Below are 23,386 nucleotides of genomic sequence, written 5' to 3'. Positions count from 1 at the left end.
GTTGCTATGCAGGATGCTCCAACCAACCTCGAAACAGGCGCGGCTGAGGTAATTGCGCGCGGCTGCGTGCGCCCTATCAAGACGACAACGGGCGTCTGGGTTCGCTGCGGTTCGCGGATCAAAAGTAAGTGCGAGTCGTGCGCGGAGCTGTACAGGGGCGACTGGGCGGCAATAGCTCGCTCGGGCATCTTTGACGGCCCGGTTGAGGACTACCGGTTCTACCTGCTGACGCTCACTGCACCCTCGTTCGGCCAGGTGCACCGAGTCCCGCGTGCGGATGATGCGCGCGGCGCGTACTGCGGATGCGGCCTGCAGCACCGTGCAACGGATGCAGGGTTGCGCGGGGTGCCGCTGGATGCCTCACGCTATGACTACTTGGGGCAAGTGGCATGGAACCGAGATGCCGGCCTTTTGTGGGATCGCACCCGGCGACGCATTCGTGACCGGTGGGACTCCTTTGAGTACTTCATCGTGCGGGAGTGGCAAGACCGTGGCGTGCTGCATGTGCACGTGCTGGTGCGCATCGCGCGCGCTGAGGCTCCTGAGGCGAACGTGCTGTGCACGGCAGCTCGCACTGCGGTGGCTGCGTCGAAGGTTGACGGGACGCTCGTCCAATGGGGTGCGCAGGCAAAGTGCGACGCGTTCCGTGCGGACGGCGACGGCGCGAAGACAATTTGGTATCTGTCCAAGGCGCTGAACTACGTCATGAAAGACGTGGTGCACCAAGGCAAGGATGTGCACCCGCGTGTGTGGGCGCACCTGGCCGCGCTCGAGCGTGCTGCACGGTCGATCCGTTGCGCGCCTGACTGCGTCCCTGTCTCGTGTCCGAGTCGAGTGCATCAGCGTTACGGCGCACGCTCTCAAGTCGTGAGCGCGTCCCGGCGCACTAAGCACCGCACGGGATGGTCGTTCACGGGTCTCACTCGCACGGTGCAACGTCGACTGCGCAGGGAGTGGTTTCTGTCAAATGCTGCCGACTTTGAGGCGGGAGGAGCTGAAAGCCAGGCGGAGTATTCGGTGCGCGTCGTCGAGAGTCGGGTGCTGCGTCTGCGACGTGAGCTGGCACCCTGTTCGGCGGCTGTTCCGTGATGAGAGGGGGTGATGACTATGGCAGAACCAGATTGCCCGATCTGCGCGATGATGGGCCTTCGTGCGTGTGACAAGTGCGGTAACCCGATTCCCGGTCTTGGGGCGCGTGACGCATTCGGCAACGAGCTGTGCGCGTACTGCGCGTGATGGGCCGCTGTTGAGCGGTTGCAAGGGTGTGGATGCTGCGCGGGTGCCCCGTAGGGGCGCCGCGCGGCGCCGCGCTGCCTCCTGCCCCGCCCCGTACTAAGGTGCTCGACCCGCAGATCGCATCATTCTGTCGGTGGCAACCGCAGCGCGCAGCGCGAAGGGCGGCAGATCCTAGAGCGCGCGAGATTTGAGTGTTGGGTTCCCTTTCGATCGGCGTGGACGGTACTCAACCGTTACGATCAAGTCTGCCTGGCACGGTCTTCTTGGGTGAGTCATCGCAATTGACCTAACGACAAACTGATCGGAGCGCCGTGGCAGGCGAACAAGGGGAATCATGGAAGAGGCCCGGCTGGTACGTTCAGCCGAAAACCTCGCGCGAAGTTATGTCTGTAATGGGTTTCATCGGCGTGCATAGCATCGGTCAGCGGTTTGCTTGGCGCGGAATGAGCAGCGTTGACCACAGGCTTATTTCGGCAGCTCACAGGCGCCTTGGCGATCGTCTCGACGAGACGGCTGTGCGAGAAGCCGAGTTGAAACTTTTGAATGAGGCTCGTAGATGGGGGCTCGGTGTCGGTGACACTGCGTACGTTGACGATCTACAGCTACTCGCGGATTTGCAGCATTATGGTGTCGAGACGCGGCTTATTGACTTTACGAGTAACCCAACGACAGCATTATGGTTTGCCTGTCAGACGCCTGGGGTTGGGCCTCACGGTCGTAACTTTTCAAAAAGTGGAGTGTTGCTCGCACTTAACGTGACCGCATGGCCCAGCTATGCGTCAGTGGGGCCCGCCAACACTTGGGATCACATTAGCGACCGAGCGGGAGCAACACTTCGCCACGCTCTTAACTCGCAAGCCCCGTTCCTAGTTGAGTCATCGCATCCGAATGACCGACTTCGCGCTCAAGAGGGATTGTTTGTTGCCTCGAGCGTTCCTGCCAAGTCATCCTTTAGCCGCCTACTCACTACGCCTTTTCATAGCATTGACGTGAAGTTCAGCCAAGGAGACCCTGAAAAGCTAGGTCGCCAACTTACCGGCGATCGCCTTCGCGGTGCTCCGCAACACATCCCATTTGTCGCAGTGATAATTAACGCTGGGCTCAAGCCAAAGCTCCTTAAATACCTAGAAAACACCTATAACCGAAGTCCGCGAGTCTTATTTCCTGATTTTGCCGGGTACCGAGAGTTCGCGGCCTATGGAGGGCTCGGCGGTAATGCTGGCGCGGTCGGTGGTCGGACTTGAATGCATGATTCGAGTTTTGCGCTGAACTAGTCAGTGAACACGAAATCCGCTCTTGCAGAATCAAAACGCGCATGATTGCTACGCTCGACAGGATGTGACCGACTGTCAGGAGCGCCGTTGACGGATTTTTGGGGTTCATTCGGTCGCCTAGCCGACATCCTGACCGTTATCGCTGCCGCACTGGCATTGTTCGGTGCCCTTTCAACATGGTTGACGCGGCCAAGATTGTCCGTGCAACCCCAGCTAGACAGCGTGTTTCCTAATGTGAACGTAGTGTACGCACACGGCTCGTCTCCAGCTAAAGATCTTCGTTTGATCTGGGACGTGATTGATAAAACCGGCAGCCCGAGCTATGGAGACGGGGGAACTCTCGCCACATTGTTCTTTCCCGGCGAATCTCGATCTATCGTTCCGTTCGATCCGGCATCAGCGCCTCTGGTCGACGAGGCTCGCCAGAACGAGGTGCGCATTCAGCTACTCGAACCGGATAGCGGCCTGGTCTTGGACTTCAGCTGGCGTCGGCCTTTATTACCTTGGCTAAGAACGCATCGAATTGTTGCATGGCCATCAGCCAACCGGAAGGCGGGCAGAAATGCGACCATCACTAAAACGCGAACTGGATTCCGAGAGAGCTCAGAACGGAAACGGCGACGTGTCCTTGATCTTGTATAGAAGATTTCGGGAGAACCTCTCCGGGCAATCTCTCGTCAGTCGTGCGCCGTAGTCTCGTAGTCGCAGAATAACGAACTAGAGACGGGTTCACGTGTCAGATTTCAGAGCCGATCGTATGCCATCACCTGAAGGCGAAGGCCGGGCCAGGAGCGCCCTAGAGGCCGCGTGGGACTCGTACTACGAAGCAAATAGAACCGTGAATAAACCGCTTCTTACTGCATTCCCTGGGATCACGAAGTTATTGCGAGGGCGTATTAACTCGACAATGTTCGACTTGTTCGGTTTCTGGCTTCTTTGGCGATTGGTCGGTGGCTTCGAGGGCCTCCAACAGAACCTCGGCATGAGCCGGTCAAGTGTCTATCGACGGATTTCCCAGTTCCGTGCTTCCTTCGGCGAGCACCCGGACGTTTATGAATTTCCTGGCGTGACTGTGGATGTCGAAGCGTTTCTGCGTGGAATGGGAGAGCGCCAGAAGAAAAGCTAGTCCCGGGAACTTGTACTAGCTTGCGTTAGTCCTATAGTCTCAGATTATGAGACTAGGAGACGGCGAGCAGGCGACCGTCGGCGCGCTATTCACCCGCTACCGCGACCTAATTCTCAGCCGGATCTCCCCAGGCACGGGTCGCGCTTACATGGTCGCCTGGCGCCACCGCGTAGCGCCCTCGTTCGCCTCACTCCCTATCGCAGATTTGACGCCGCTCGATATTGAAGCTGAGTTTGCCGCGTGGACGGGCACCCGCTCTACTCGAATCGACGCGCTGAGCATGTTGTCCGCTATTTGCCGCGTCGCGGTCAAAGGCGGCTACATAGCCGCTAACCCATGCCTAGGAGTCGACGTCCCCCGTGGTCGAGAAGCTGACCCCGCATCTCGTTCGTTGAATTTGGAAGAGGTTTCGCGGCTACTCGAGGCGCTGCCTACTTCTGGCCCTTACCGCAGGTTCGTACTCGCGCTGTTGTACACAGGGTGTCGTCTCGGGGAAGTAGCTGCCCTGCGGGTCTCGGATGTGGACCTGTCGGAGCGCGTGATCAGAGTTGCGCAAACCGCTTCGCCAGGCATGCATGGCGAGCTGCTCATCGGCCCAACCAAGGGGCGACGCGTTCGCATGGTTCCCGTCTCTGAACCATTGCTGCCGGTCGTATCCGAAGCCATGCACGGCAAAACTGAGCATGAGCTGCTTTTCCCTGGCCCACGCGGTGGGTATGTGAACTCAAAGAACCTCAGTCGAGCGCTCAACTGGCACCGTATTCGCGCTCAGGTTAAGACGTACGCGCCGGGGGAGCCTGCGCTGCATTGGCACGACTTGCGTCACACAGCAGCGGTTGTGCTTTTCAACGCGGGTGTATCGGCTCCGGATGTTCAGGCGATTCTTGGGCACTCTTCTCTGCTCGTGACCCAGCTCTACGCGGACACGAGAGCAGACGCCGCTAGACGCGGCGCAGCGGCCCTCTCTGACTACTGGGGTGCCCAGTCGAACAGTCAACTTCAAGGGGGTGAGAAGCTCGCAAAAACAGCGGTTCACCAGCAAATTTGAGGGTGGCTCCGACGGGCGTCGATCCCGTGACCTCTCGATTTTCAGTCGAACGCTCTACCAACTGAGCTACAGAGCCTTAGCGCCTAACGATAGACGTAATAAGGCACGGCCGTCTGGCGAGAGATGACCGTGCCTTGCGACCCTGACCGGACTTGAACCGGCGACCTCCGCCGTGACAGGGCGGCGCGCTAACCAACTGCGCTACAGGGCCTAGCTATTCGCTGCATTTCGGATAGTGCTGTGTGACCCCAACGGGATTCGAACCCGTGTTAACGCCGTGAAAGGGCGCCGTCCTAGGCCACTAAACGATGGGGCCGTGAAGAAAAATCCTTCATAGCTGCCGAGGGACAAGCATAGGGGAGCCCGGCCCCTTTTCCAAACCACGCCCCGAACCGGATGGCGAGGGCCGAAGCATCCGCTCGCCACTCCGCATTGATGCGTGCATTCGTCACGCCTCGGCGGTAGGTTCAACGTGCAGTCGAGACTTCGGGGAAACATGGCACACACCAGCGGGCACAAGCGCACCATTCTCTCCGGCCGCGGGCTGCGCGCGACACGGTTGACCGCGACTGTCGCCATGCTCGCGGTGCTGACCACCGGATCGATCCTCGGACAGGCCGGAGCTCCCGCATTCGCCGCGGACTACCCCAGCTGGGATGACGTGCAGGCGGCCCGCCAGAGCCAGTCCGCCACTTCGGCCGAGGTCACTCGTGTGCAGGGACTGCTCGCCGGATTGCAAGCCGCGGCGGATTCGACGCAGGCCGTCGCCGTGCAGAAGGGCGATGAATACCAGGCCGCCCAGCAGAAATACGATGAGGCTGCGTTCAAGGCTGCGGAGCTGCAGAAACAGGCGGATTCCGCCCAGGCGAAAGCCGCGAAGTCGAAGCAGCAGGCTGGCCAGCTCGCCGCACGGCTGTCCCGGTCTGCCGTCAACGACCTCTCCACCCGGCTGTTCTTCAGCGGCGGGGACTCGAAGGCGTACCTGGCCCAACTCGGCCTGGAGAGCATGGTGAAGGACCAGTCCGCCGGCATCTACGAAAAAGCCGTGCAGGACCAGAACACCGCCCAGTCCCTGACCGACCAGGCCGATGTCGCCAAGGCCGCCCTCAAGATCCTCGCCGATGCCGCCCAGAAGGCCCTCGCCGAGGCGACGACTGCAGCGGAGGCCGCCGCATCCGCCTACACGGAGCAGAGCGACAACTCGGCTCGGCTGCAGGCGCAGCTCGCCACCCTCACGACGAACTTCGATCACCTCGAGTCCGAGTATGTGGACGGCATCAAGGCGCTGTGGGGTGACCTTGCCGGGCTCGGCGCGGGCAAGATCTCATCGACGGGCTGGGTGCGCCCCGCAGGCGGCCACATCTCGAGCCCCTTCGGATTCCGCATCAACCCCTTCACTCACTCGTACGCGTTCCACGCCGGCACCGACCTCGCGGCGAGCTGCAACTCGCCGATCTTCGCCGCCCACGGCGGCACCGTCGTCTACGCCGGTCCGAACGGGGGCTACGGCAACTTCGTGCTGATCGACAACGGCAACGGAATCTCCACCGGGTACGGGCACATCGTCAACGGCGGCATCCATGTGAGTGTCGGCCAGCCGGTCGGCCCGGGCCAGCCCATCGCGGCGGTCGGAAGCACGGGTCACTCCACGGGATGCCACCTGCACTACGAGGTGCGGGAGAACGGCAATGCCATCGACGCCGTGCCGTTCATGCGCAGCAACGGAATCGAACTGGCCAACTGAGTTCTGCAGGCCTCGGCGTCCCCGCTGAGCCGCAGACTCCGCCTCCGAGAATCGTCCGGGTGGGAGCGTGTCCGGGCGCAGGCCGCAGCGACGGCAGCGGCGTCGCGCACGCCGCACCCCTGCAAACACTGGCCATCCCGCATCCGTGTTGTTAGTGTGACTGCTGTTAACAGTGTTACTGGAGTGACTCAGGAAGCTCGGTGTCACGGGATCGAGGACTGATGGCGCTCAACACCGGCGGTACCGCGCGGCGCAGTACGGCGCGTTCGAGCGCCCGATTGCGCCGTTGGACTGCGGCAGCGGCGGTGCTCTCCGTGTTGGCGAGCGGGTCCATCGTCGGATCGACCTCTGCGGCCTTCGCGACCACCTATCCGAGCTATGCGGACGTGCAGAACGCCCAGCGGAGCGAAACCGCCAAGAAGGCGGAGATCGCCACCCTGAACCAGCTTCTCGCGACCTTGCAGTCCGCCGTCGATTCGACCCAGGCGGATGCCGTGCAGAAGGGTGCCGCCGCGGAGGCCGCCCAGGCGAAATACGACGACGCAGCGGCCAAAGCGGTGAAGCTCAAGAGCCAGGCGGATGAAGCCCAGGCCCAGGCCGACCGCTCGAAGCGACAGGCGGGCGAGCTCGCTGCCCGGCTCGCGCGCTCCGGCGGGAGCGATCTCAGCAGCACCCTCTTCTTCGACAGCAAAGACGCGAAGAGCCTCCTCTCCCAACTCGGTCTCGCGAGCATGGTGAAGGACCAGTCGGCAGGCATCTACGAGAAGGCGATCCAGAACCAGAACGTCGCCCGGGCGCTCACCGACCAGGCTGATATCGCCAAAGAGGCCCTCAAGGCGCTCGCGGGCGAGGCGGAGAAGGCCGCCAAGGCGGCTGCCGATGCCGCGGTCACCGCAGCTGCAGCCCTCACCGACCAGCAGGCCCACCAGGTGGAGCTCAACGCCCAACTGGCCATCCTCGTGACCAACACCAACCAGACGGAAGCGGACTACGCGACCGGCGTCGAGGTGGCCCGCAAGGCTGCTGCCGCCGCACTCGCTGCCCAACTCGCCGCGGCACCGCGGGCGGGTCAGATCTCCTCGGCGGGCTGGGCGCGCCCGGCCGGTGGCCACATCTCCAGCCCGTACGGCTACCGGATCGACCCCTACAACGGCGCCTACGCCCTTCATGCGGGCACCGACCTGGCCGCCGGATGCAATACGCCGATCTATGCGGCACACTCCGGCACGATCGTGCTCGCCGGTCCCTACGGCGGATACGGCAATTACATCCGCATCCAGAACGACGGCGACAGCAGCTACGAGACCGCCTATGGGCACATCGTGAACGGCGGCATCCTCGTGCGCATCGGCCAGCATGTGGATGTGGGCCAGAACATCGCCCGCGTCGGAAGCACGGGCATGTCCACGGGGTGCCACCTGCACTTCGAGATCCACCACAACGGCGGCACCCAGGATCCCGTGCCGTTCATGCGTTCGATGGGTGTCGAGCTCGCCAACTGACCCGATCACCCGGGCGGCGGGCGGTCCCACCCATTCGTGGGACTGGCGCGTCTGCCGACCCCTTGCTACTGTGACAGATGTTAACAGTGTTACTCATGTGACTATTCAGGTGTTCGCGGGGGGATCTGCGGAACGACTCGGGGACTGATGAAATCCACTTTGTTCGGCCACCGGGCCGTTTCGGCGCCTTCCGCAGATGCCGCAGAAACGCGCGACTCACGATCCACTATCGGCACGAGGGCCTTTCGGGTAACCGCGATCGCGGCCGCCCTCGCCATCGTGGTCGCGGGCACCATCCTGGGCCAGACCGGCCAATCCGCCTTCGCCGCGGACTACCCGACCTGGGCAGACGTGCAGGCGGCGCGTAACAACGTCAAGGCCAAAGAGGCGCAGATCGCCCAGCTGAACGCGCTGCTCACCGGACTCCAGTCCCAGGTGGACTCCACCCAGGCCATTGCTGAGCAGAAGGGCGCCGAGTGGCAGTCCGCCCAGCAGAAGTACGACGAGTCGTCTTTCAAGGCTGACGAGCTGCAGAAGCAGGCGGATGTCGCCCAGGCGAAAGCCGCGAAGTCCAAGCAGCAGGCGGGCCAGCTCGCCGCGCGTCTCGCCCGGGCCGGAGGCAGCGACCTGTCCGCGCGACTCTTCTTCAACGGGGGCGAGTCGAAGAGCCTGCTCTCCCAGCTCGGTCTCGCGAGCATGGTGAAGGACCAGTCGGCGGGGCTCTACGACAAAGCCACGCAGGACGGCAACTCCGCGCAGGCGCTTACCGACCAGGCCAATGTCGCGAAGGACGCCCTCAAGGTGCTGGCGGCCACGGCACAGAAGGCGCTCGAAGAAGCCAACATCGCCTCAGAGAAGGCCGCTGCCGCATTGAGCGAACAGGAAGCCAACAAGGGAAGGCTCGAGGCCCAGCGCGACATCCTCGCCACCAATTCCACCACCACCGAGGCCGGCTACAACGAGGGCGTGGAGTACCGCGCCGAAGAAGCCAAGAAGCTCAAAGCAGCCCAGGAGGCCGCCGCAGCCAAGGCCGCCGCGGAATGGGCCGCCGCGCATCCGCCGTCGACGGGCGGCATCGGCGGAGGCGGATCGAGCGCGAGCACGAGTGGATGGGTGCGGCCCTCGGCCGGCCGCGTGACCAGCCCCTTCGGATGGCGCATCAACCCCGTCAGCCACAAAGAGGCGCTGCATTCCGGCACCGACCTGGGTGCCAGTTGCAATTCGCCGATCTTCGCGGCTCACTCCGGAACGATCACGTTCGCTGGCCCCAACGGCGGTTACGGCAACTTCATCCTCATGAACAACGGCGACGGCGTGTCGACGGGCTACGGCCACATCGTCAACGGCGGATTCCTCGTGCGGGCCGGCCAGCAGGTGCAGGCGGGCCAGCAGATAGCGAAGGTCGGCAGCACCGGCAATTCAACCGGGTGCCACCTGCACTTCGAGGTGCGTCCCGAGGGTGTGGCAATCGACGCCGCCCCGTCCATGGCCGCTCGCGGAGTGTCGTTCTAGGCGGCATTCGAGGCCGTAGTCGAGCCCGGCAGTGCCGGGCCCGACCATCTCGTCTGACTAGTGAGAGCCCTCTTCGGCGAGCTTGGTGATGCCGGCCTGCACGATGGCCTCGGCTTCGGCCGCGTTGCCCCAGCCCTCGGTCTTGACCCACTTGCCGGGCTCGAGGTCCTTGTAGTGCTCGAAGAAGTGCTCGATCTCCTTGCGCGTGTACTCGGGGATGTCGTCGACATCCTGAATCCACGACCAGCGCGGGTCCTTCGCCTGCACGGCGATCACCTTGGCGTCTGAACCGCCGTCGTCCGTCATGTTGAAGACGCCGACCGGGCGCACCTTCAGGCCGACGCCCGGGAAAAGCGGGTAGTCGAGCAGCACGAGCACGTCCACCGGGTCGCCGTCGAGGCCGAGGGTGTTCTCGAAGAAGCCATAGTCGGTCGGGTAGACGAACCCGGTGAACAGCACCCGGTCGAGGAAGACGCGACCGGTGACGTGATCCACCTCGTACTTGTTCTTGCTGCCCTTGGGGATCTCGATGATCGCGTCGTAGCTGGCCATAGGGGGCGCTCCTCGTGTTCGGTGGATGACGCAATAACGTTATCGGATGAGCACACGCCCCCGCCTGACTCCCGCGATCGCCGATGTGCGCTCCGCGGTGCGCGCGTGCCTCCCCTCCCAAAACGCTGGAGATTCGACACGAAACGCCCCGGTCGTGCGCGCAGAACCCCTGCTTGGCGACGAATGTCCTGCACTTTCGGGCGGGGTACTCGTCGCGCTCAGCGGCGGACCCGATTCGCTGGCGCTCGCCGCCGCGACCGCGTTCGAGGCACCCCGGGCGGGCATCCGTGCCGGAGCGGTGATTGTGGACCACGGGCTGCAGGCCGGGTCGGCGGATGTCGCGGCTCGGGTCGCCCGGCAGGCCCGTGACCTCGGACTCGAGCCGGTGATCGTGGCAACCGTGACCGTCGGCGGCTCCGGGGGACCGGAGGCCGCCGCGAGAGATGCCCGGTATGCGGCGCTGGCGGAGGCCGCCCGGGACTCCGGGGCATCCACTGTGCTGCTCGGGCACACTCTCGACGACCAGGCCGAGTCGGTGTTGCTCGGGCTGGCGCGCGGAAGTGGGCCAGGAAGCATCACCGGCATGGCGGCGGTGGCCGGCCTCTACCGGCGCCCTCTGCTCGCGGTCACCCGCGCGACGACCGTGCGGTTCTGCGCCGACTCCGGGCTCGAGCCGTGGAATGATCCGCAGAACGATGACGAGCGATTCTCCCGGGTACGCGTGCGAAAGACTGTGCTGCCGATGCTCGAACGTGAGCTCGGCCCGGGCTTCGCGGCAGCGCTCGCCCGCACCGCGGACCTCGCACGCGAAGACACCGACGCGCTGGACCAGTTCGCCGCGGACCAGCTCGAAGAGCTGGCCGACCACGCCGAAGCAGGCATCTCGCTCGCGGCTCGTGCGCTCGAGCATAACCCGCCGGCGCTGCGGCAGCGCATCATCCGTGCCACAGTGCTCGCCGAGTTCGGGGTGAGCCTCAGCCGTTCGCAGACCCTCGAGGTGTCGCGCCTCGTGACCGATTGGCGCGGGCAGTCGGCCATCGACCTCCCGGGCATCAGCGCGGAGCGGGTCGGCGGGCTGTTGCACTTCCGGTCGACACGCTCGGAGCCCGGCCGATGAAAGAATGGGGCAATGGAATACAGCGACATCGCCGATGACCTCGAGAGCGTGCTCATCACCGAGCAGGAGATCCGCGACAAGATCGCCGAGCTCGCCCGCCGAATCGAGGCGGACTACGCCGGTGAGCGCCTGCTCCTTGTGGGAGTGCTCCGGGGCGCCGTGATGGTGATGGCCGACCTGGCCCGCGAGCTCACCCTGCCGATCGAGATGGACTGGATGGCCGTGTCGTCCTATGGCTCGGGCACCGAATCATCCGGCGTCGTGCGCATCCTCAAGGACCTCGACACCGACCTGCACGGCCGCAAGGTGCTCATCGTCGAGGACATCATCGACTCCGGCCTCACCCTGTCGTGGCTGCGGGCAAACCTCGGCATGCGCGGCGCGGACTCCGTGGAGATCTGCGCGCTGTTGCGCAAGCCGGCAGCCGCCAAGCTCGCCGTCGACGTGCGGTATGTCGGATTCGAGATCCCGAACGCCTTCGTGGTGGGTTACGGACTCGACTACGCGGAGAAGTACCGCAACTACCGGGACATCGGCGTGCTCGCTCCCCACGTCTACGCGTAGCGCCGGGCCTCGATATCACCGCTGGCGTGGATTACGCCCACGGCAAACATGCAGCAGCCACCCAGTACTGCTCGGGTAGCCTTGGCGACACATTCTTCGTCAGAAAGGTGCCGGGCGTGAGCCCCGGAACACTATGGACTTCAAGCGTTTTCTCCGCGGCCCGCTGATCTACATCCTGCTGGCGGTCATCGTCGTGTCGGTCGGATTCAGCCTCCTGAGCGGATCCGGATTCAAGGAGATCACCACCAAGGACGGCCTCGCCCTGCTGCAGGACGACAAGGTGGCCTCGGCCAAGATCGTCGACAGCGAGCAGCGCGTCGACCTCACCCTCGCCACTGCCGGCGCAGACGGCAAGCAGGTGCAGTTCTACTACGCCACAGCCCGTGGCGCCGACATCGTCAAGGCCGTCGACTCCTCGGGAGCCAAGTACGACGACCAGGTCGACAAGGGCAACTGGCTCTCGTCGCTGCTCGGGCTCGTCATCCCGTTCATCATCATCGGCCTGATCTTCTGGTTCCTTCTCTCCAGCATGCAGGGCGGCGGATCCAAGGTCATGCAGTTCGGCAAGTCCAAGGCGAAGCTCGTCTCGAAAGAGAGCCCCAAGGTCACCTTCGCGGATGTCGCAGGAGCCGACGAGGCGATCGAAGAGCTCGAGGAGATCAAGGACTTCCTCAAGGACCCGGCCAAGTTCCTCGCGGTCGGCGCCCGCATCCCCAAGGGTGTGCTGCTCTACGGCCCTCCCGGCACCGGTAAGACGCTTCTCGCGCGCGCCGTCGCAGGCGAGGCGAACGTGCCGTTCTACTCGATCAGCGGATCGGACTTCGTCGAGATGTTCGTCGGCGTCGGCGCGAGCCGCGTGCGCGACCTGTTCGCGCAGGCCAAGGAGAACTCGCCCGCGATCATCTTCGTCGACGAGATCGACGCCGTCGGGCGCCACCGCGGCTCCGGCATGGGCGGTGGCCACGACGAGCGCGAGCAGACCCTCAACCAGCTGTTGGTCGAGATGGACGGCTTCGACGTCAAGACGAACGTCATCCTCATCGCGGCGACGAACCGTCCCGACATCCTCGACCCCGCCCTTCTCCGCCCCGGTCGGTTCGACCGCCAGATCGGAGTGGATGCTCCCGACCTGCTCGGTCGTAAGCAGATCCTCGAGGTGCACGGAAAGGGCAAGCCCCTCGCCGCCGGAGTCGACCTCGAAGTGCTCGCGCGCAAGACCCCCGGGTTCACCGGCGCCGACCTCGCGAACGTGCTGAACGAGGCCGCGCTGCTCACCGCTCGTTCCAACGCCCAGCTCATCGACAACCGTGCCCTCGACGAGGCCGTCGACCGGGTGATGGCGGGTCCGCAGCGCCGCACCCGTGTCATGCGGGACCAGGAGAAGCTCATCACGGCGTACCACGAGGGTGGCCACGCGCTTGTCGCCACCGCGATGCGCAACACCGACCCGGTCACGAAGGTCACCATCCTTCCGCGTGGACGTGCCCTCGGCTACACGATGGTGCTTCCTCTCGAGGACCGCTACTCGATCAGCCGCAACGAACTGCTCGACCAGCTCGCGTACGCGATGGGCGGCCGGGTGGCGGAAGAGGTCGTGTTCCACGACCCGACCACCGGCGCGTCGAACGACATCGAGAAGGCGACCTCCACCGCGCGCAAGATGGTCACCGAGTTCGGCATGTCGTCGAACATCGGATCCGTCAAGCTCGGCTCCGGATCGGGCGAGATGTTCCTCGGCCGCGACATGGGCAGCCAGCGCGACTACTCCGAGCGCCTCTCCGAGCAGGTCGACGCAGAGGTGCGGACCCTGATCGAGAACGCCCACAACGAGGCCTGGGAGGTTCTCAACGAGAACCGCGACATCCTGGACAAGCTCGCGACGGCGCTGCTCGAGAAGGAGACCCTCGACCACACCGAGCTCGCCGAGATCTTCAAGGACGTGAAGAAGATGCCCGAGCGGCCCCAGTGGTTGTCGAGCGCCAAGCGTCCGGTCTCGGCCCTGCCTCCCGTGCTCGTTCCCCAGAAGGCGCCGATCGACGCCGGAGTGGTGGACGGCGGAGTCACCTCGGAGCCGGCCAAGAAGGCGCGTGAGCCTCGCCCGCGCAAGCGCCCAGACATCGCCACGGCGTAGTCCATCCACGTTCGCATCCCTCTACGCTCGTACACGTGAGTATCGATACCGCACGGATCGAGGCTGCCGTGCTCGAGATCCTCGCCGCAATCGGCGAGGATCCGGCACGGCCAGGCCTGGCGAGCACGCCGAAGCGGATCGCGCAGTCCTACGGCGAGTTCTTCGCCGGGCTCGCGCAGGATCCGCTCGACCACCTCGCCCCGAGCGCGGACTTCACGGCGGACTCGTCGGAGATCGGCGAGCTCGTGCTGCTTCGCGATATCGAGTTCCGGTCCATGTGCGAACACCACCTGCTGCCGTTCACCGGGGTCGCTCATGTCGCCTACCTCCCGAAGGACCGCATCGTCGGGCTCGGGGCTCTCCCGCAGGTCGTCGAGACGCTCGCCGCGCGCCCTCAGCTGCAGGAGCGCCTCACCGAGGAGATCGCGGATGCCCTCCAGACCGGGCTCGATGCCCGCGGCGTGCTCGTGGTGCTCGACGCAACCCACGGCTGCGTCACGGCGCGCGGGGGCCGCCAGACCCGCAGCACGACGGTCACCCTCGCGAGCCGAGGCATCCTCTCCGAGCCCGTCGAGCGCGCCGAGATCATGGCGCTGATCGGAGTGCCCGCGTGAGTGTTGAACTCGTCTCCCTGCGGCCCTACCGCCCGATCGGCCTCACCCGCCCCCGAATCATGGGCATCGTCAACGTGACCCCCGACTCGTTCAGCGACGGCGGAGACTACCTCGAGCTGGATTCCGCGGTCGCGCACGCCGAGGAGCTGGTCTCGGCCGGGGCACAGCTCGTGGATGTCGGCGGAGAGTCGACCCGCCCGGGGGCGGAACGCGTGTCGGCCATCGAGGAACAGCGCCGCGTGCTGCCGGTGATCGAGGCGCTCGCCGATCGCGGAATCCCGGTGAGCGTCGACACCATGAATGCGTCGACAGCCCGGGCGGCGGCAGAACTCGGCGCGGTGATCATCAACGACGTCTCGGCGGGACTGGCCGATTCCGGTATGGCGCGGGTGGTGGCCGAGACCGGGCTGCACTTCATCGCCAGCCACTGGCGCGGACCGAACGCACCGGGTGACACGAGCCGGCCGAGCACCAACTACGGCAACGTGCTGCGTGACGTGCGCAACGAGCTGAAGAACCGCGTCGCCGAACTCATCGTCAACGGGGTGCGGCCGGATCGCATCATCCTCGATCCCGGCATCGGGTTCGCGAAGACCGCCGAGCAGAACTGGCAGCTGCTGTCCAACATCGCCGCCCTCAACACCATCGGGTACCCGGTGTTGATCGGGGCCTCCCGCAAGAGATTCCTCGGGGCGCTCGTGCCGCCGGATGCCCCGACCTCTGCGCGCGACCCCGCCACCGCGACCATCAGCGCCCTCGCCGCGCAGGCCGGGGTGTGGGGAGTGCGAGTTCACAATGTGGCGGCCACCAGGGACGCCCTCGACGTGTGGGAGGCGATGCAGCCATGAGCGACCGAGCACTGCCCGGAGACACCATCCGCCTCACCGGATTGCGCATCTTCGCCCACCACGGTGTGTTGGATTTCGAGCGGGAGAACGGCCAGGAGTTCGTCATCGACCTCGAGATCGCCGTGGATCTCGCGCCGGCTGCCGCGTCCGACGACGTGACCAAGACCATCCACTACGGCGAGCTCGCCGAGGCCGTGTACGCGGCAGTCCAGGCCGACGCGGTTGACCTCATCGAGACCGTTGCCGAACGGGTCGCGGCGATCGCCTTGGGCTATGAGCGCGCCGAAAGTGTCACGGTCACGATTCACAAGCCAGCCGCGCCGATCACCGTGCCGTTCGGTGATGTCTCGGTGACCATCACCCGCAGTCGCCCGGCCGGGTCTCCGTCGTGAGGCGTCGGATCGTGCTCCCTGCCGTTATCGCGCTCGGCTCCAACCTCGGGGATCGCGAGGAGAACCTGCGCGCCGCCGTGCACGACATCGCCGCCCTCGATGGGATCAGCGTGACCGCGGTATCGGGCATCGTGCAATCGCAGGCCGTGAAGCCGACCGGAACGGATGCCGAGGCCCCCGCCTACCTCAACGCGGTGATGCTCGTGCAGAGCGCCCTGCACCCGGAGGCGCTGCTCGTGGAGCTGAATCGCATTGAAGCGGACCACGGGCGCGTGCGGGTCGAGCGCTGGGGCGACCGCACCCTCGACCTCGACATCATCGACTTCGGCGGGATGGAGCGGGACTCGGATGACCTCTCCCTGCCGCATCCGCGGGCCTGGGAGCGGGCGTTCGTGATCGTGCCGTGGCTGCAGGTGGACGCGGAAGCCTCACTGCGCGGGCATGGCCGCATCGACGCGCTCGCCGTCGCCGATTCCGATGACGTGTGGGCCTACGACGCCGCGCCCCTGTGGGATCGATCATGAAACGACAAAGCCCATGAAACGCACGAATGCCGCGACCCTCATACTGCTCGCGCTGATCGGTGGCGTCGCGGGCGGACTGGTCGAGGCCGCGCTCGCCGCCTCCGGTCGCCCGATCGTGCTGCCGCCGCTCACCCTCGGGATCGCTCTCCTTGCCATCGGCGTGATGGTGGTGGTGCTTGCTCTGCCGATCCGTCGGCTGACCCGGGGCAAGGCCTCCCAGCCGATCGACCCGTTCTACTCGACCCGGGTGCTCGTGCTCTCCAAGGCGAGCGCCTTGGGCGGTTCGCTGATTGCCGGCTTCGGTGCCGGGGTGCTGGTCTACCTCCTCAGCCGCTCGGTGGTGCCCGGCTTCGGCTCGGTCGCGCAGGCGGTGGTCACGCTCGTCGGGGCGGCCGGCCTGCTGGCCGGCGGGCTGATCGCCGAGAGCATGTGCACGATCCCGCCGGACGACGACGATGACGACGAGAGCGGCCGCACCGTGAGGGTTCGGCCGTAGGGTGGGCACCATGGATCGACTCGAACTCCCCGGCGTGACCTGGCGGCGCGTTTCCCCCCGGCTCGTCTGGGTCGAACTGGTCGGTGGCGCCGGATTCCTCGTGGTGGTGCTTGCGGCGGGGGTCATCATGTTCCTGCTGCAGGTCTGGATTCCCGTGGTGGTGCTCGGCGTGCTCGCGACCATCTCGATCGTGAACCTCGCACTGACCCCGCGGCGGGTGCGGTCCATCGGCTACCAGCTGCGAGAGGATGATCTGCTGTTCCGCCGCGGCATCATGTGGCAGCGCTTCGTGGCGGTGCCCTACGGGCGCATGCAGCTCGTCGACATCAACCGGGGCCCGATCGCCCGCGGGCTGGGGCTGAGCGAACTCAAGTTCGTGACCGCCGCCGCCGCCGCGGGGGTGACGATCCCCGGTCTCCCCGAGGCGGAGGCCGAGGAGTTGCGCGACCATCTGGTGTCGCTTGCGGAGAGTCGCAGGGCGGGACTGTGAGCGAACCCGAGATCTCGGTGCCCGCAGCGGCGCCGGCGGCTGTGCCGGAAGTGATCGCGCGGCTCACCGACGGCGAGTGGCATCGTCTCCATCCGGCCACGCCGTTGCTCAAGGGCGGCTTCGCACTGATCGTCGTGCTGGGCTACGTGGTCAGCAACCTGCGGGAACGGCTGCTCGGCATGTTCCTGCCGCGGTTCGACGACGGCGGGGATCCGGTGGACTACGTCGTGAGCCACGGCATCATCCTGCAGGTGCTCGGGGGCGTCGCGCTGCTGCTGGTCGTGCTGATTTCGGGCTTCTATGTCTCCTGGCGCATGCATACCTTCCGCATCACCAGCGAGGTGGTGGAGGTGCGTTCGGGCATCCTCTTCCGCACGAACCGCAAGGCGCGGCTCGACCGCATCCAGGGCATCAACATCGTGCGCCCCTTCATTTCGCGGCTGTTCGGCGCGGCGAAGCTCGAGATCAGCCAGGCCGGCAACGACGCCAACGTGCAGCTCTCCTACCTCAGCTCGGCGGCGGCGGACGACCTGCGCCGGGAGATCCTGCGCCGTGCCTCCGGAACCCGGGCGGCCGAGAAGGTGGCCGCAGTGGTGACGGGTTCCCTGATCGACCGGAGGGTGAACGAACTGCTCGCCCCCGAACTCGACCCGGATGCCGCTCCGCCGGAGTCCGTCGTGAAGATCCACCTCGGCCGGCTGTTCGGGTCGATGTTCCTCGGCACCGGAACGGTGATCGCGGTGCTCGTGGTCATCGGTGCCACGATCTGGATCTCGCTGAGCGGTGACTTCTTCGTGCTGTTCTTCGCACTCCCGAGCGTCATCGGTTTCGGCGGGTACTACGCCCGCAAGTTCTCCCAGTCGCTCCGCTACACGATCGCCGGGACACCGGATGGCGTGCGGGTCGGGTTCGGACTGTTCTCCACCAGCAACGAGACCCTGCCGCCCGGTCGCATCCACTCCATCGAGGTCAGCCAGCCGCTGCTCTGGCGGCCGGCCGGCTGGTGGCAGATCCGGGTCAACCGGGCGAGCCACACCTCGAGCCGCGGCTCGGCGAACCAGGCGAACACGACCATCCTGCCCGTGGGCAACCTTGCGGATGTCACCGCGGTGCTGGGGCTCATGCTTCCGGACTTCATCGGAGATGAGACCAGCCATTTCATCGAGAGCGGGATGACCTCGAGGGGCGCCGACGGTTTCACGAACTCGCCGCGGCGCGCAGCATGGCTTCGCCCGTTCTCCTGGAGACGCAACGGATTCGCGATAGTGCCCGGATCGCTCGTGCTGCGCAAGGGAGCGATCTGGCGCCGACTGATCATCGTGCCGCAGCCGCGGCTGCAGAGTGTCGGGCTGCATCAGGGGCCGCTGCTGCGACGACTGCGCCTCGCCTCCGTGCACCTGCACACCGTTCACGGCCCCATCACCGCCGAGCTCGGCGCCGTCGACCAGGGCGCCGCCCTCGCGTTCTTCGCAGAGGTCTCCGACCTCGCCGTTCGCGCCGGCCAAGCCGACACCTCGCACCGCTGGCGATCCGGGGAGCTCCCCGCATGAGCTTCGATTCGGTTCCCGCCGCAGACCGCGAGGAGGATGCCCGGCGCCGGTCGGGTCGACTCGGCATCGGGATCATCGGCGCCGGTCGGGTCGGCCCCGTGCTCGGCGCAGCGCTCGCGGGGGCCGGACATGCCGTCGTCGGAATCTCCGCGATCTCGGAGTCCAGCCGTGAACGCGCCGAGGCGATGCTGCATGGCGTGCCCATTCTCGACGTGCCGTCGATCATCGAACGCAGCGAACTGGTGATCCTCGCGGTGCCGGCTGCGGAGCTCCCGGCGCTGGTGGCCGGGCTCGCTTCCACGGGAGCGTGGCAGCCGGGACAGCTGGTGCTGCACACCGCGGCCGAATACGGAACGGCGGTGCTCGCTCCGGCCGTCGCTGCGGGGGTCATCCCCCTCGCCATCCATCCCGCCGTCTCCTTCACGGGCACCACCATCGACATCGCGCAGCTCGTCGGCGCCTATTTCGCGGTGACCGCACCCGGCCCGGTGCAGCCGATCGGGCAGGCGCTCGTCGTGGAGATGGGCGGCGAGCCGATCATCATCGCGGAGGACGATCGCGCCGCCTACGCCGAGGCGATCGCCACGGCTACGAGCTTCTCGAGCGCGATCGTCGACCAGGCGACGGGTCTCCTCGCCTCGATCGGTATCGAGATGCCGGGCGCCGTGCTCGGCCCTCTCGTGCGATCCTCCGTGGAGAACGCGCTGCGCCGTCGGGGGTGAGCGCCGTCCTCGTGGCGAGGCTGTCGAGGGGCACTAGCATCGAGGGATGCCCATCGCCGTAGCCGAGACCATTTCCGAGCTGCGCACCATCACCGCGGAGGCTCGCGCCGCGGGCAAGCGCATCGCCCTCGTGCCCACGATGGGCGCACTCCACGCCGGTCATCTCGCGCTCGTTCACCGGGCATCCACGATCGCCGACGTCGTGATCGTCTCGATCTTCATCAATCCGTTGCAGTTCGGCCCGAGCGAAGACATCGACCGCTACCCGCGCACCCTGCCGGACGATCTCGCGCAGCTGGAACCGTTCGGTATCGCTGCGGTCTTCGCCCCGCCCGTCACTGAGATGTACCCGAGCGGCGCGAGCGACACCCGCGTCACCGCTGGCCGCATCGGTTCGCTCTATGAGGGCCGCACCCGGGCCGGCCACTTCGACGGCGTGCTCACCGTGGTCTCCAAGCTGCTGAACATCGCCCGGCCCGACGTGGTCCTGTTCGGCCAGAAGGATGCCCAGCAGGTCTTCCTCGTGAAGCGCATGATCATCGATCTCGACCTCCCCATCGAGGTCGACGTCGTGCCGACCGTGCGCGAGGACGACGGTCTCGCCCTGTCGAGCCGCAACCGGTTCCTCGACGCGAAGGAGAAGCGTGCCGCGCGGGGTCTCTCCCTCGCGCTCGAGGCGGCCGAGTCATCCGCCGATCGCGGTATCGACGCTGTGCTCGCCGCCGCTCAATCGGTGCTGATGGGGGAGCATCTCGTCGAGCTCGACTATCTCGTGATCGTGGACCCGGGCACCTTCCTCCCCGTCGACGACGGCTACCAGGGGCGGGCCGTCGTGCTCGTCGCGGCCCGGGTCGGCACCACGCGACTGATCGACAACGAGGAGATCTTCCTCACGGGCGTCCACTCCTGAGCCTCGCGCCTGCTCGTTCGACGGGCCAGCGCGGACCGAGCGGGTCGGCACGCCGGCCCGGAGTGTCCGCGATGGCCCGGGATACCGGCGGCAGACCCGCGGCCCGGCGGCCCGGCGGCACGGCGGCCGAGCGGCGCCGGTAAACTCGTCGAGCCGCAACCCTCAGGAGCACACGCATGACCGACCAGACCGCCGCACCCGAACTCTCTGAAGAGGAGCTGTCCGAGCAGACCCGGGTGCGCCTCGGTAAGCGCGACCGCCTCATCGCCTCCGGGGCAGAGGCCTACCCCGTCGGGCTGCCGATCACCACCACCATCCCGGCGGTGCGCGCCGAGTACGAGAACCTGGAAACGGATGCCGCCACCGGCGTCACCGTCGGTCTCGCCGGCCGTGTGGTCCACCTCCGCAACACGGGCAAGCTGTGCTTCGCGTCGTTGCAGTCCGGCGACGGATCCCGCATCCAGGCCATGGTCTCCCTCGCCGAGGTGGGCGAGGATTCGCTCGCCGAGTGGAAGGACCTCGTCGATCTCGGCGATCACCTCTTCGTCTCGGGTGAAGTGATCTCCAGCCGCCGGGGCGAACTGAGCATCCTGGTGAAGGACTGGAAGATCGCGGCGAAGACGTTGCGCCCCCTCCCCAATCTCCACGTTGAGCTCAATGAGGAGACCCGTGTGCGCGCCCGGTACCTCGACCTGATCGCCCGGGAGGGTGCGCGCCGAATGGTGCGCGACCGCTCGGCATCCGTCGCCTCGCTGCGCAAGACCTTCGCCGACCATGGCTACATCGAGGTCGAGACCCCGATGCTCCAGACCATGCACGGCGGAGCATCCGCCCGACCCTTCGTCACCCACAGCAATGCCTTCGACACGGAACTCTTCCTGCGCATCGCGCCGGAGCTGTTCCTCAAGAGGGCCGTCGTCGGCGGCATCGAGCGGGTGTTCGAGATCAACCGCAACTTCCGCAACGAGGGCGCTGACTCCACGCACTCGCCCGAGTTCGCGATGGTGGAGGCCTACCAGGCCTACGGCGACTACAACCAGATGGCGGATCTCACCCAGGAGATGATCCAGAAAGCCGCACTCTCGATCGGCGACAGCCTGGTCGTGACGCTGGCCGACGGGTCCGAGTACGACTTCGGCGGGGAGTGGGACCGCATCTCCATGCTCGACTCGCTCAACGCGGCTTCCGGCTGGCAGATCACGGCCCACACCCCGCTCGACGAGCTGCGCGGCTACGCCGACAGCGTGGGCGTCGAGGTGGGCCAGCCCACCCCCGGCAAGTACATCGAGGAGCTGTGGGAGCACTTCGTGAAGCCGGGCCTCACGCGGCCGACGTTCGTGATGGATTTCCCGGTAGACACCTCCCCGCTGGTGCGCGATCACCGCACCGAGGCCGGCCTGGTCGAGAAGTGGGACCTCTACGTGCGCGGCTTCGAGCTGGCGACCGGCTACTCCGAACTGGTCGATCCCGTGATCCAGCGCGAACGCTTCGTCGAGCAGGCGAAGCTCGCGGCCGCGGGCGATCCCGAGGCGATGCGTCTCGACGAGGAGTTCCTTCGCGCCCTCGAATACGGGATGCCGCCCTCCGGGGGCATGGGCATGGGAGTCGATCGCCTGCTCATGGCTCTTTCGGGCCTCGGTGTGCGCGAGACCATCCTCTTCCCCTTGGTCAAGTGATGAGTTCCCTCGAGCCCACGGATCCGAAGAAGCCCTCGCGCACGCGCCTGATGCTCTGGATCGGTGTCGCCGGGGTCGGGGTCTACTCCATCATCCAGGGCGTCATCGGCATCATGCAGCATGGCTGACGTTCGCCCAGCCTCACGACGTATCCTGTTCACGTGATCCAAAACTTCTGGGCCAACGCCGCGTACTCGTTGATCCCGACGATCCTGCTCGGGCTGATCTTCTGGCTCGTGATGCGCTCGATCTTCCGCGCGGACCGCACGGAACGCAAGGTCTACGCCGAGATCGAAGCCGAGGAACGAGCCCGCTTCGATGCCGAGAACGCGGCCGCTCCCAGCTCGGCTACTCGCGAGCCCTGAGCCGCACGTTCGGAAGCTCCGGCGCCGGCAGCGGGCTGCCCGCATAGCCGCGCACGCTGCCGAATCGACCTGCGTCGTCCGCGCCCGCCACGACATCCGCCTGCCAGTCAGCACGGAACGCCACGATCTCCTCGTGGCTGCGGCCGATGAAGTTCCACCACATCACGATGCTCTCACCGAGGGGTTCGCCCCCGATGAGCAGCAGGCGAGCGGGCGCGTCGCCGGCCTCCAGGTGCAGGATGTCGCGGCCGACGCCGACGGCACCGAGATGTGACACGGGCACCGGCTCGCCATCGAGCCGCAGGTCGCCGGCATCCACGAGCACCGCGTGTTCGAAGCGCGGATCGACCGGGAGGGCGAGGGATGCTCCGGCGGGGAGGTCGAGCTGGGCGCCGACCAGCCCGCTGAAGACGGTGGCGGGGGAGTGCTGCCCCACCAGTGACCCGATGAAGACCCGCACGGTGGCGCCGTCGAAGTCGACCGGCGACGGTGCGAAGTGCTCGAAGAATGGTGCGTGGTCGCGGCTGTCATCCGGCAGCGCGATCCAGAGCTGGGCACCATGCAGAAGGGCAGTGGCGGCCGTCGACACCTCGGAGTGGGCGATGCCGTGCCCGGCCGTCATCAGGTTGAGCTCGCCCGGCCGCACGAGCGCGTGGCTGCCGATGCTGTCCCGGTGCTCGATCTCGCCGTTGCCCTGCACTCCGGCGAAGAGCCAGCTCACGGTCTGCAGGCCGGTGTGCGGATGGGGCGGCACGACCATCCCGGTGGTCTCCGCCACGACATCCGGACCGTAGTGGTCCACGAAGCACCAGGCGCCGATGAGCGACTTGCGGCGCTGCGGGAGAGTGCGGCGCACGGACATCGCGCGGGGTCCGCCGAGGGGAACATCCCGAGGCTCGAAGATTTCGACGGCTCTCGACGACGGGGGTGCCGGATCCTCGAGCAGCTCAGCCGGATGCTTTTCGAGGTTGCTCATGGCGAAATGCTACGCGG

The 23,386-nt window shown here is 66.1% G+C and carries 24 protein-coding genes and 3 tRNA genes; 22 read left to right on the top strand and 5 right to left on the bottom strand.

The annotated features are described in order from the left end of the window. The first annotated feature begins 6 nt into the window (after positions 1-6). The 4 genes from VLI63_RS06335 to VLI63_RS06320 all read left to right on the top strand — a co-directional run bounded on the left by VLI63_RS06335 (position 7) and on the right by VLI63_RS06320 (position 4,684). Positions 7-1,089: a replication initiator gene (locus VLI63_RS06335; protein WP_409156021.1), complete on the top strand. Its 1,083-nt coding sequence runs from the start codon at positions 7-9 to the stop codon at positions 1,087-1,089. A 530-nt stretch (positions 1,090-1,619) separates the two neighbouring features. After that, positions 1,620-2,480 carry an FRG domain-containing protein gene (locus VLI63_RS06330; protein ID WP_409156587.1) on the top strand — a complete coding sequence of 287 codons (861 nt, stop codon included), beginning with the start codon at positions 1,620-1,622 and terminating at the stop codon, positions 2,478-2,480. Positions 2,481-3,417: 937 nt separating this feature from the next. Beyond that, positions 3,418-3,636 carry a hypothetical protein gene (locus tag VLI63_RS06325; protein ID WP_409156020.1) on the top strand — a complete coding sequence of 73 codons (219 nt, stop codon included), beginning with the start codon at positions 3,418-3,420 and terminating at the stop codon, positions 3,634-3,636. A gap of 46 nt (positions 3,637-3,682) precedes the next feature. Then, the gene (locus VLI63_RS06320) at positions 3,683-4,684 is read left to right on the top strand and encodes a tyrosine-type recombinase/integrase (protein WP_409156019.1); all 1,002 of its coding nucleotides are present in this window, start codon (positions 3,683-3,685) and stop codon (positions 4,682-4,684) included. A 3-nt stretch (positions 4,685-4,687) separates the two neighbouring features. Here the strand turns inward: VLI63_RS06320 and VLI63_RS06315 are convergent. The 3 genes from VLI63_RS06315 to VLI63_RS06305 form a co-directional block, all read right to left on the bottom strand. Further along, positions 4,688-4,760: transfer RNA gene (locus VLI63_RS06315), tRNA-Phe, on the bottom strand. 61 nt (positions 4,761-4,821) lie between these two features. After that, positions 4,822-4,895, bottom strand: a tRNA-Asp gene (locus tag VLI63_RS06310). A gap of 32 nt (positions 4,896-4,927) precedes the next feature. Further along, positions 4,928-5,000 (bottom strand) — tRNA-Glu (locus VLI63_RS06305). A 180-nt stretch (positions 5,001-5,180) separates the two neighbouring features. Between VLI63_RS06305 and VLI63_RS06300 the strand changes: the two genes are divergently transcribed. The 3 genes from VLI63_RS06300 to VLI63_RS06290 all read left to right on the top strand — a co-directional run bounded on the left by VLI63_RS06300 (position 5,181) and on the right by VLI63_RS06290 (position 9,442). After that, a complete protein-coding gene (locus tag VLI63_RS06300; RefSeq protein ID WP_409156018.1) occupies positions 5,181-6,428 on the top strand; it encodes a peptidoglycan DD-metalloendopeptidase family protein in 1,248 nt (415 codons plus the stop codon). Positions 6,429-6,649: 221 nt separating this feature from the next. Then, positions 6,650-7,930 carry a M23 family metallopeptidase gene (locus tag VLI63_RS06295; protein WP_409156017.1) on the top strand — a complete coding sequence of 427 codons (1,281 nt, stop codon included), beginning with the start codon at positions 6,650-6,652 and terminating at the stop codon, positions 7,928-7,930. Between the two features lie 147 nt (positions 7,931-8,077). Continuing rightward, positions 8,078-9,442: a peptidoglycan DD-metalloendopeptidase family protein gene (locus tag VLI63_RS06290; protein ID WP_409156016.1), complete on the top strand. Its 1,365-nt coding sequence runs from the start codon at positions 8,078-8,080 to the stop codon at positions 9,440-9,442. A 57-nt stretch (positions 9,443-9,499) separates the two neighbouring features. Here the strand turns inward: VLI63_RS06290 and VLI63_RS06285 are convergent, their stop codons facing one another. Beyond that, the gene (locus VLI63_RS06285) at positions 9,500-9,994 is read right to left on the bottom strand and encodes an inorganic diphosphatase (RefSeq protein WP_354574537.1); all 495 of its coding nucleotides are present in this window, start codon (positions 9,992-9,994) and stop codon (positions 9,500-9,502) included. Between the two features lie 46 nt (positions 9,995-10,040). Between VLI63_RS06285 and tilS the strand changes: the two genes are divergently transcribed. The 15 genes from tilS (at position 10,041) to VLI63_RS06210 (ending at position 22,393) form a co-directional block, all read left to right on the top strand. Further along, positions 10,041-11,111, top strand: a complete 1,071-nt coding sequence (gene tilS / locus VLI63_RS06280; protein ID WP_409156015.1) for a tRNA lysidine(34) synthetase TilS — start codon at positions 10,041-10,043, stop codon at positions 11,109-11,111. A gap of 12 nt (positions 11,112-11,123) precedes the next feature. Then, on the top strand, positions 11,124-11,675 hold the full coding sequence (gene hpt / locus VLI63_RS06275) for a hypoxanthine phosphoribosyltransferase (RefSeq protein WP_409156014.1): 552 nt from the start codon (positions 11,124-11,126) through the stop codon (positions 11,673-11,675). Between the two features lie 133 nt (positions 11,676-11,808). Then, complete coding sequence (ftsH, locus tag VLI63_RS06270; protein ID WP_409156013.1) at positions 11,809-13,806, top strand: ATP-dependent zinc metalloprotease FtsH; 1,998 nt, start codon at positions 11,809-11,811, stop codon at positions 13,804-13,806. 35 nt (positions 13,807-13,841) lie between these two features. Further along, on the top strand, positions 13,842-14,420 hold the full coding sequence (gene folE / locus VLI63_RS06265; protein WP_409156012.1) for a GTP cyclohydrolase I FolE: 579 nt from the start codon (positions 13,842-13,844) through the stop codon (positions 14,418-14,420). Next, positions 14,417-15,268: a dihydropteroate synthase gene (gene folP / locus VLI63_RS06260; protein WP_409156011.1), complete on the top strand. Its 852-nt coding sequence runs from the start codon at positions 14,417-14,419 to the stop codon at positions 15,266-15,268. Before folE ends, folP begins: the two co-directional genes overlap by 4 nt. After that, positions 15,265-15,660: a dihydroneopterin aldolase gene (folB, locus tag VLI63_RS06255; protein WP_409156010.1), complete on the top strand. Its 396-nt coding sequence runs from the start codon at positions 15,265-15,267 to the stop codon at positions 15,658-15,660. Before folP ends, folB begins: the two co-directional genes overlap by 4 nt. An 11-nt stretch (positions 15,661-15,671) precedes the next feature. After that, entirely contained in the window at positions 15,672-16,184 is a 513-nt protein-coding gene (folK, locus tag VLI63_RS06250; RefSeq protein ID WP_409156009.1) for a 2-amino-4-hydroxy-6-hydroxymethyldihydropteridine diphosphokinase, read from the top strand. Between the two features lie 13 nt (positions 16,185-16,197). Next, on the top strand, positions 16,198-16,680 hold the full coding sequence (locus VLI63_RS06245; RefSeq protein ID WP_409156008.1) for a DUF3180 domain-containing protein: 483 nt from the start codon (positions 16,198-16,200) through the stop codon (positions 16,678-16,680). Between the two features lie 10 nt (positions 16,681-16,690). After that, a complete protein-coding gene (locus VLI63_RS06240) occupies positions 16,691-17,170 on the top strand; it encodes a PH domain-containing protein (protein ID WP_409156007.1) in 480 nt (159 codons plus the stop codon). Next, on the top strand, positions 17,167-18,720 hold the full coding sequence (locus VLI63_RS06235; protein WP_409156006.1) for a PH domain-containing protein: 1,554 nt from the start codon (positions 17,167-17,169) through the stop codon (positions 18,718-18,720). The genes VLI63_RS06240 and VLI63_RS06235 overlap by 4 nt, the downstream gene beginning before the upstream one ends. Next, complete coding sequence (locus VLI63_RS06230) at positions 18,717-19,442, top strand: Rossmann-like and DUF2520 domain-containing protein (RefSeq protein WP_354574526.1); 726 nt, start codon at positions 18,717-18,719, stop codon at positions 19,440-19,442. Before VLI63_RS06235 ends, VLI63_RS06230 begins: the two co-directional genes overlap by 4 nt. Positions 19,443-19,488: 46 nt before the next feature. After that, a complete protein-coding gene (gene panC, locus VLI63_RS06225; protein WP_409156005.1) occupies positions 19,489-20,352 on the top strand; it encodes a pantoate--beta-alanine ligase in 864 nt (287 codons plus the stop codon). Positions 20,353-20,528: 176 nt separating this feature from the next. Then, a complete protein-coding gene (gene lysS, locus VLI63_RS06220; RefSeq protein ID WP_409156004.1) occupies positions 20,529-22,028 on the top strand; it encodes a lysine--tRNA ligase in 1,500 nt (499 codons plus the stop codon). After that, positions 22,025-22,156 carry a hypothetical protein gene (locus tag VLI63_RS06215; RefSeq protein WP_409156003.1) on the top strand — a complete coding sequence of 44 codons (132 nt, stop codon included), beginning with the start codon at positions 22,025-22,027 and terminating at the stop codon, positions 22,154-22,156. Before lysS ends, VLI63_RS06215 begins: the two co-directional genes overlap by 4 nt. Before the next feature lie 33 nt (positions 22,157-22,189). Then, positions 22,190-22,393: a hypothetical protein gene (locus tag VLI63_RS06210; RefSeq protein ID WP_409156002.1), complete on the top strand. Its 204-nt coding sequence runs from the start codon at positions 22,190-22,192 to the stop codon at positions 22,391-22,393. Here VLI63_RS06210 and VLI63_RS06205 read toward each other — a convergent pair. Continuing rightward, on the bottom strand, positions 22,377-23,369 hold the full coding sequence (locus VLI63_RS06205; protein WP_409156001.1) for a pirin family protein: 993 nt from the start codon (positions 23,367-23,369) through the stop codon (positions 22,377-22,379). The genes VLI63_RS06210 and VLI63_RS06205 overlap by 17 nt on opposite strands. Between the last annotated feature and the right edge of the window lie 17 nt (positions 23,370-23,386).

Origin of the sequence: Lacisediminihabitans sp. H27-G8 (genome assembly GCF_046156175.1) — a bacterium.
In the GTDB taxonomy this organism is placed as follows: domain Bacteria; phylum Actinomycetota; class Actinomycetes; order Actinomycetales; family Microbacteriaceae; genus Lacisediminihabitans.
This window is presented reverse-complemented; position numbering and strand designations above follow the sequence as displayed.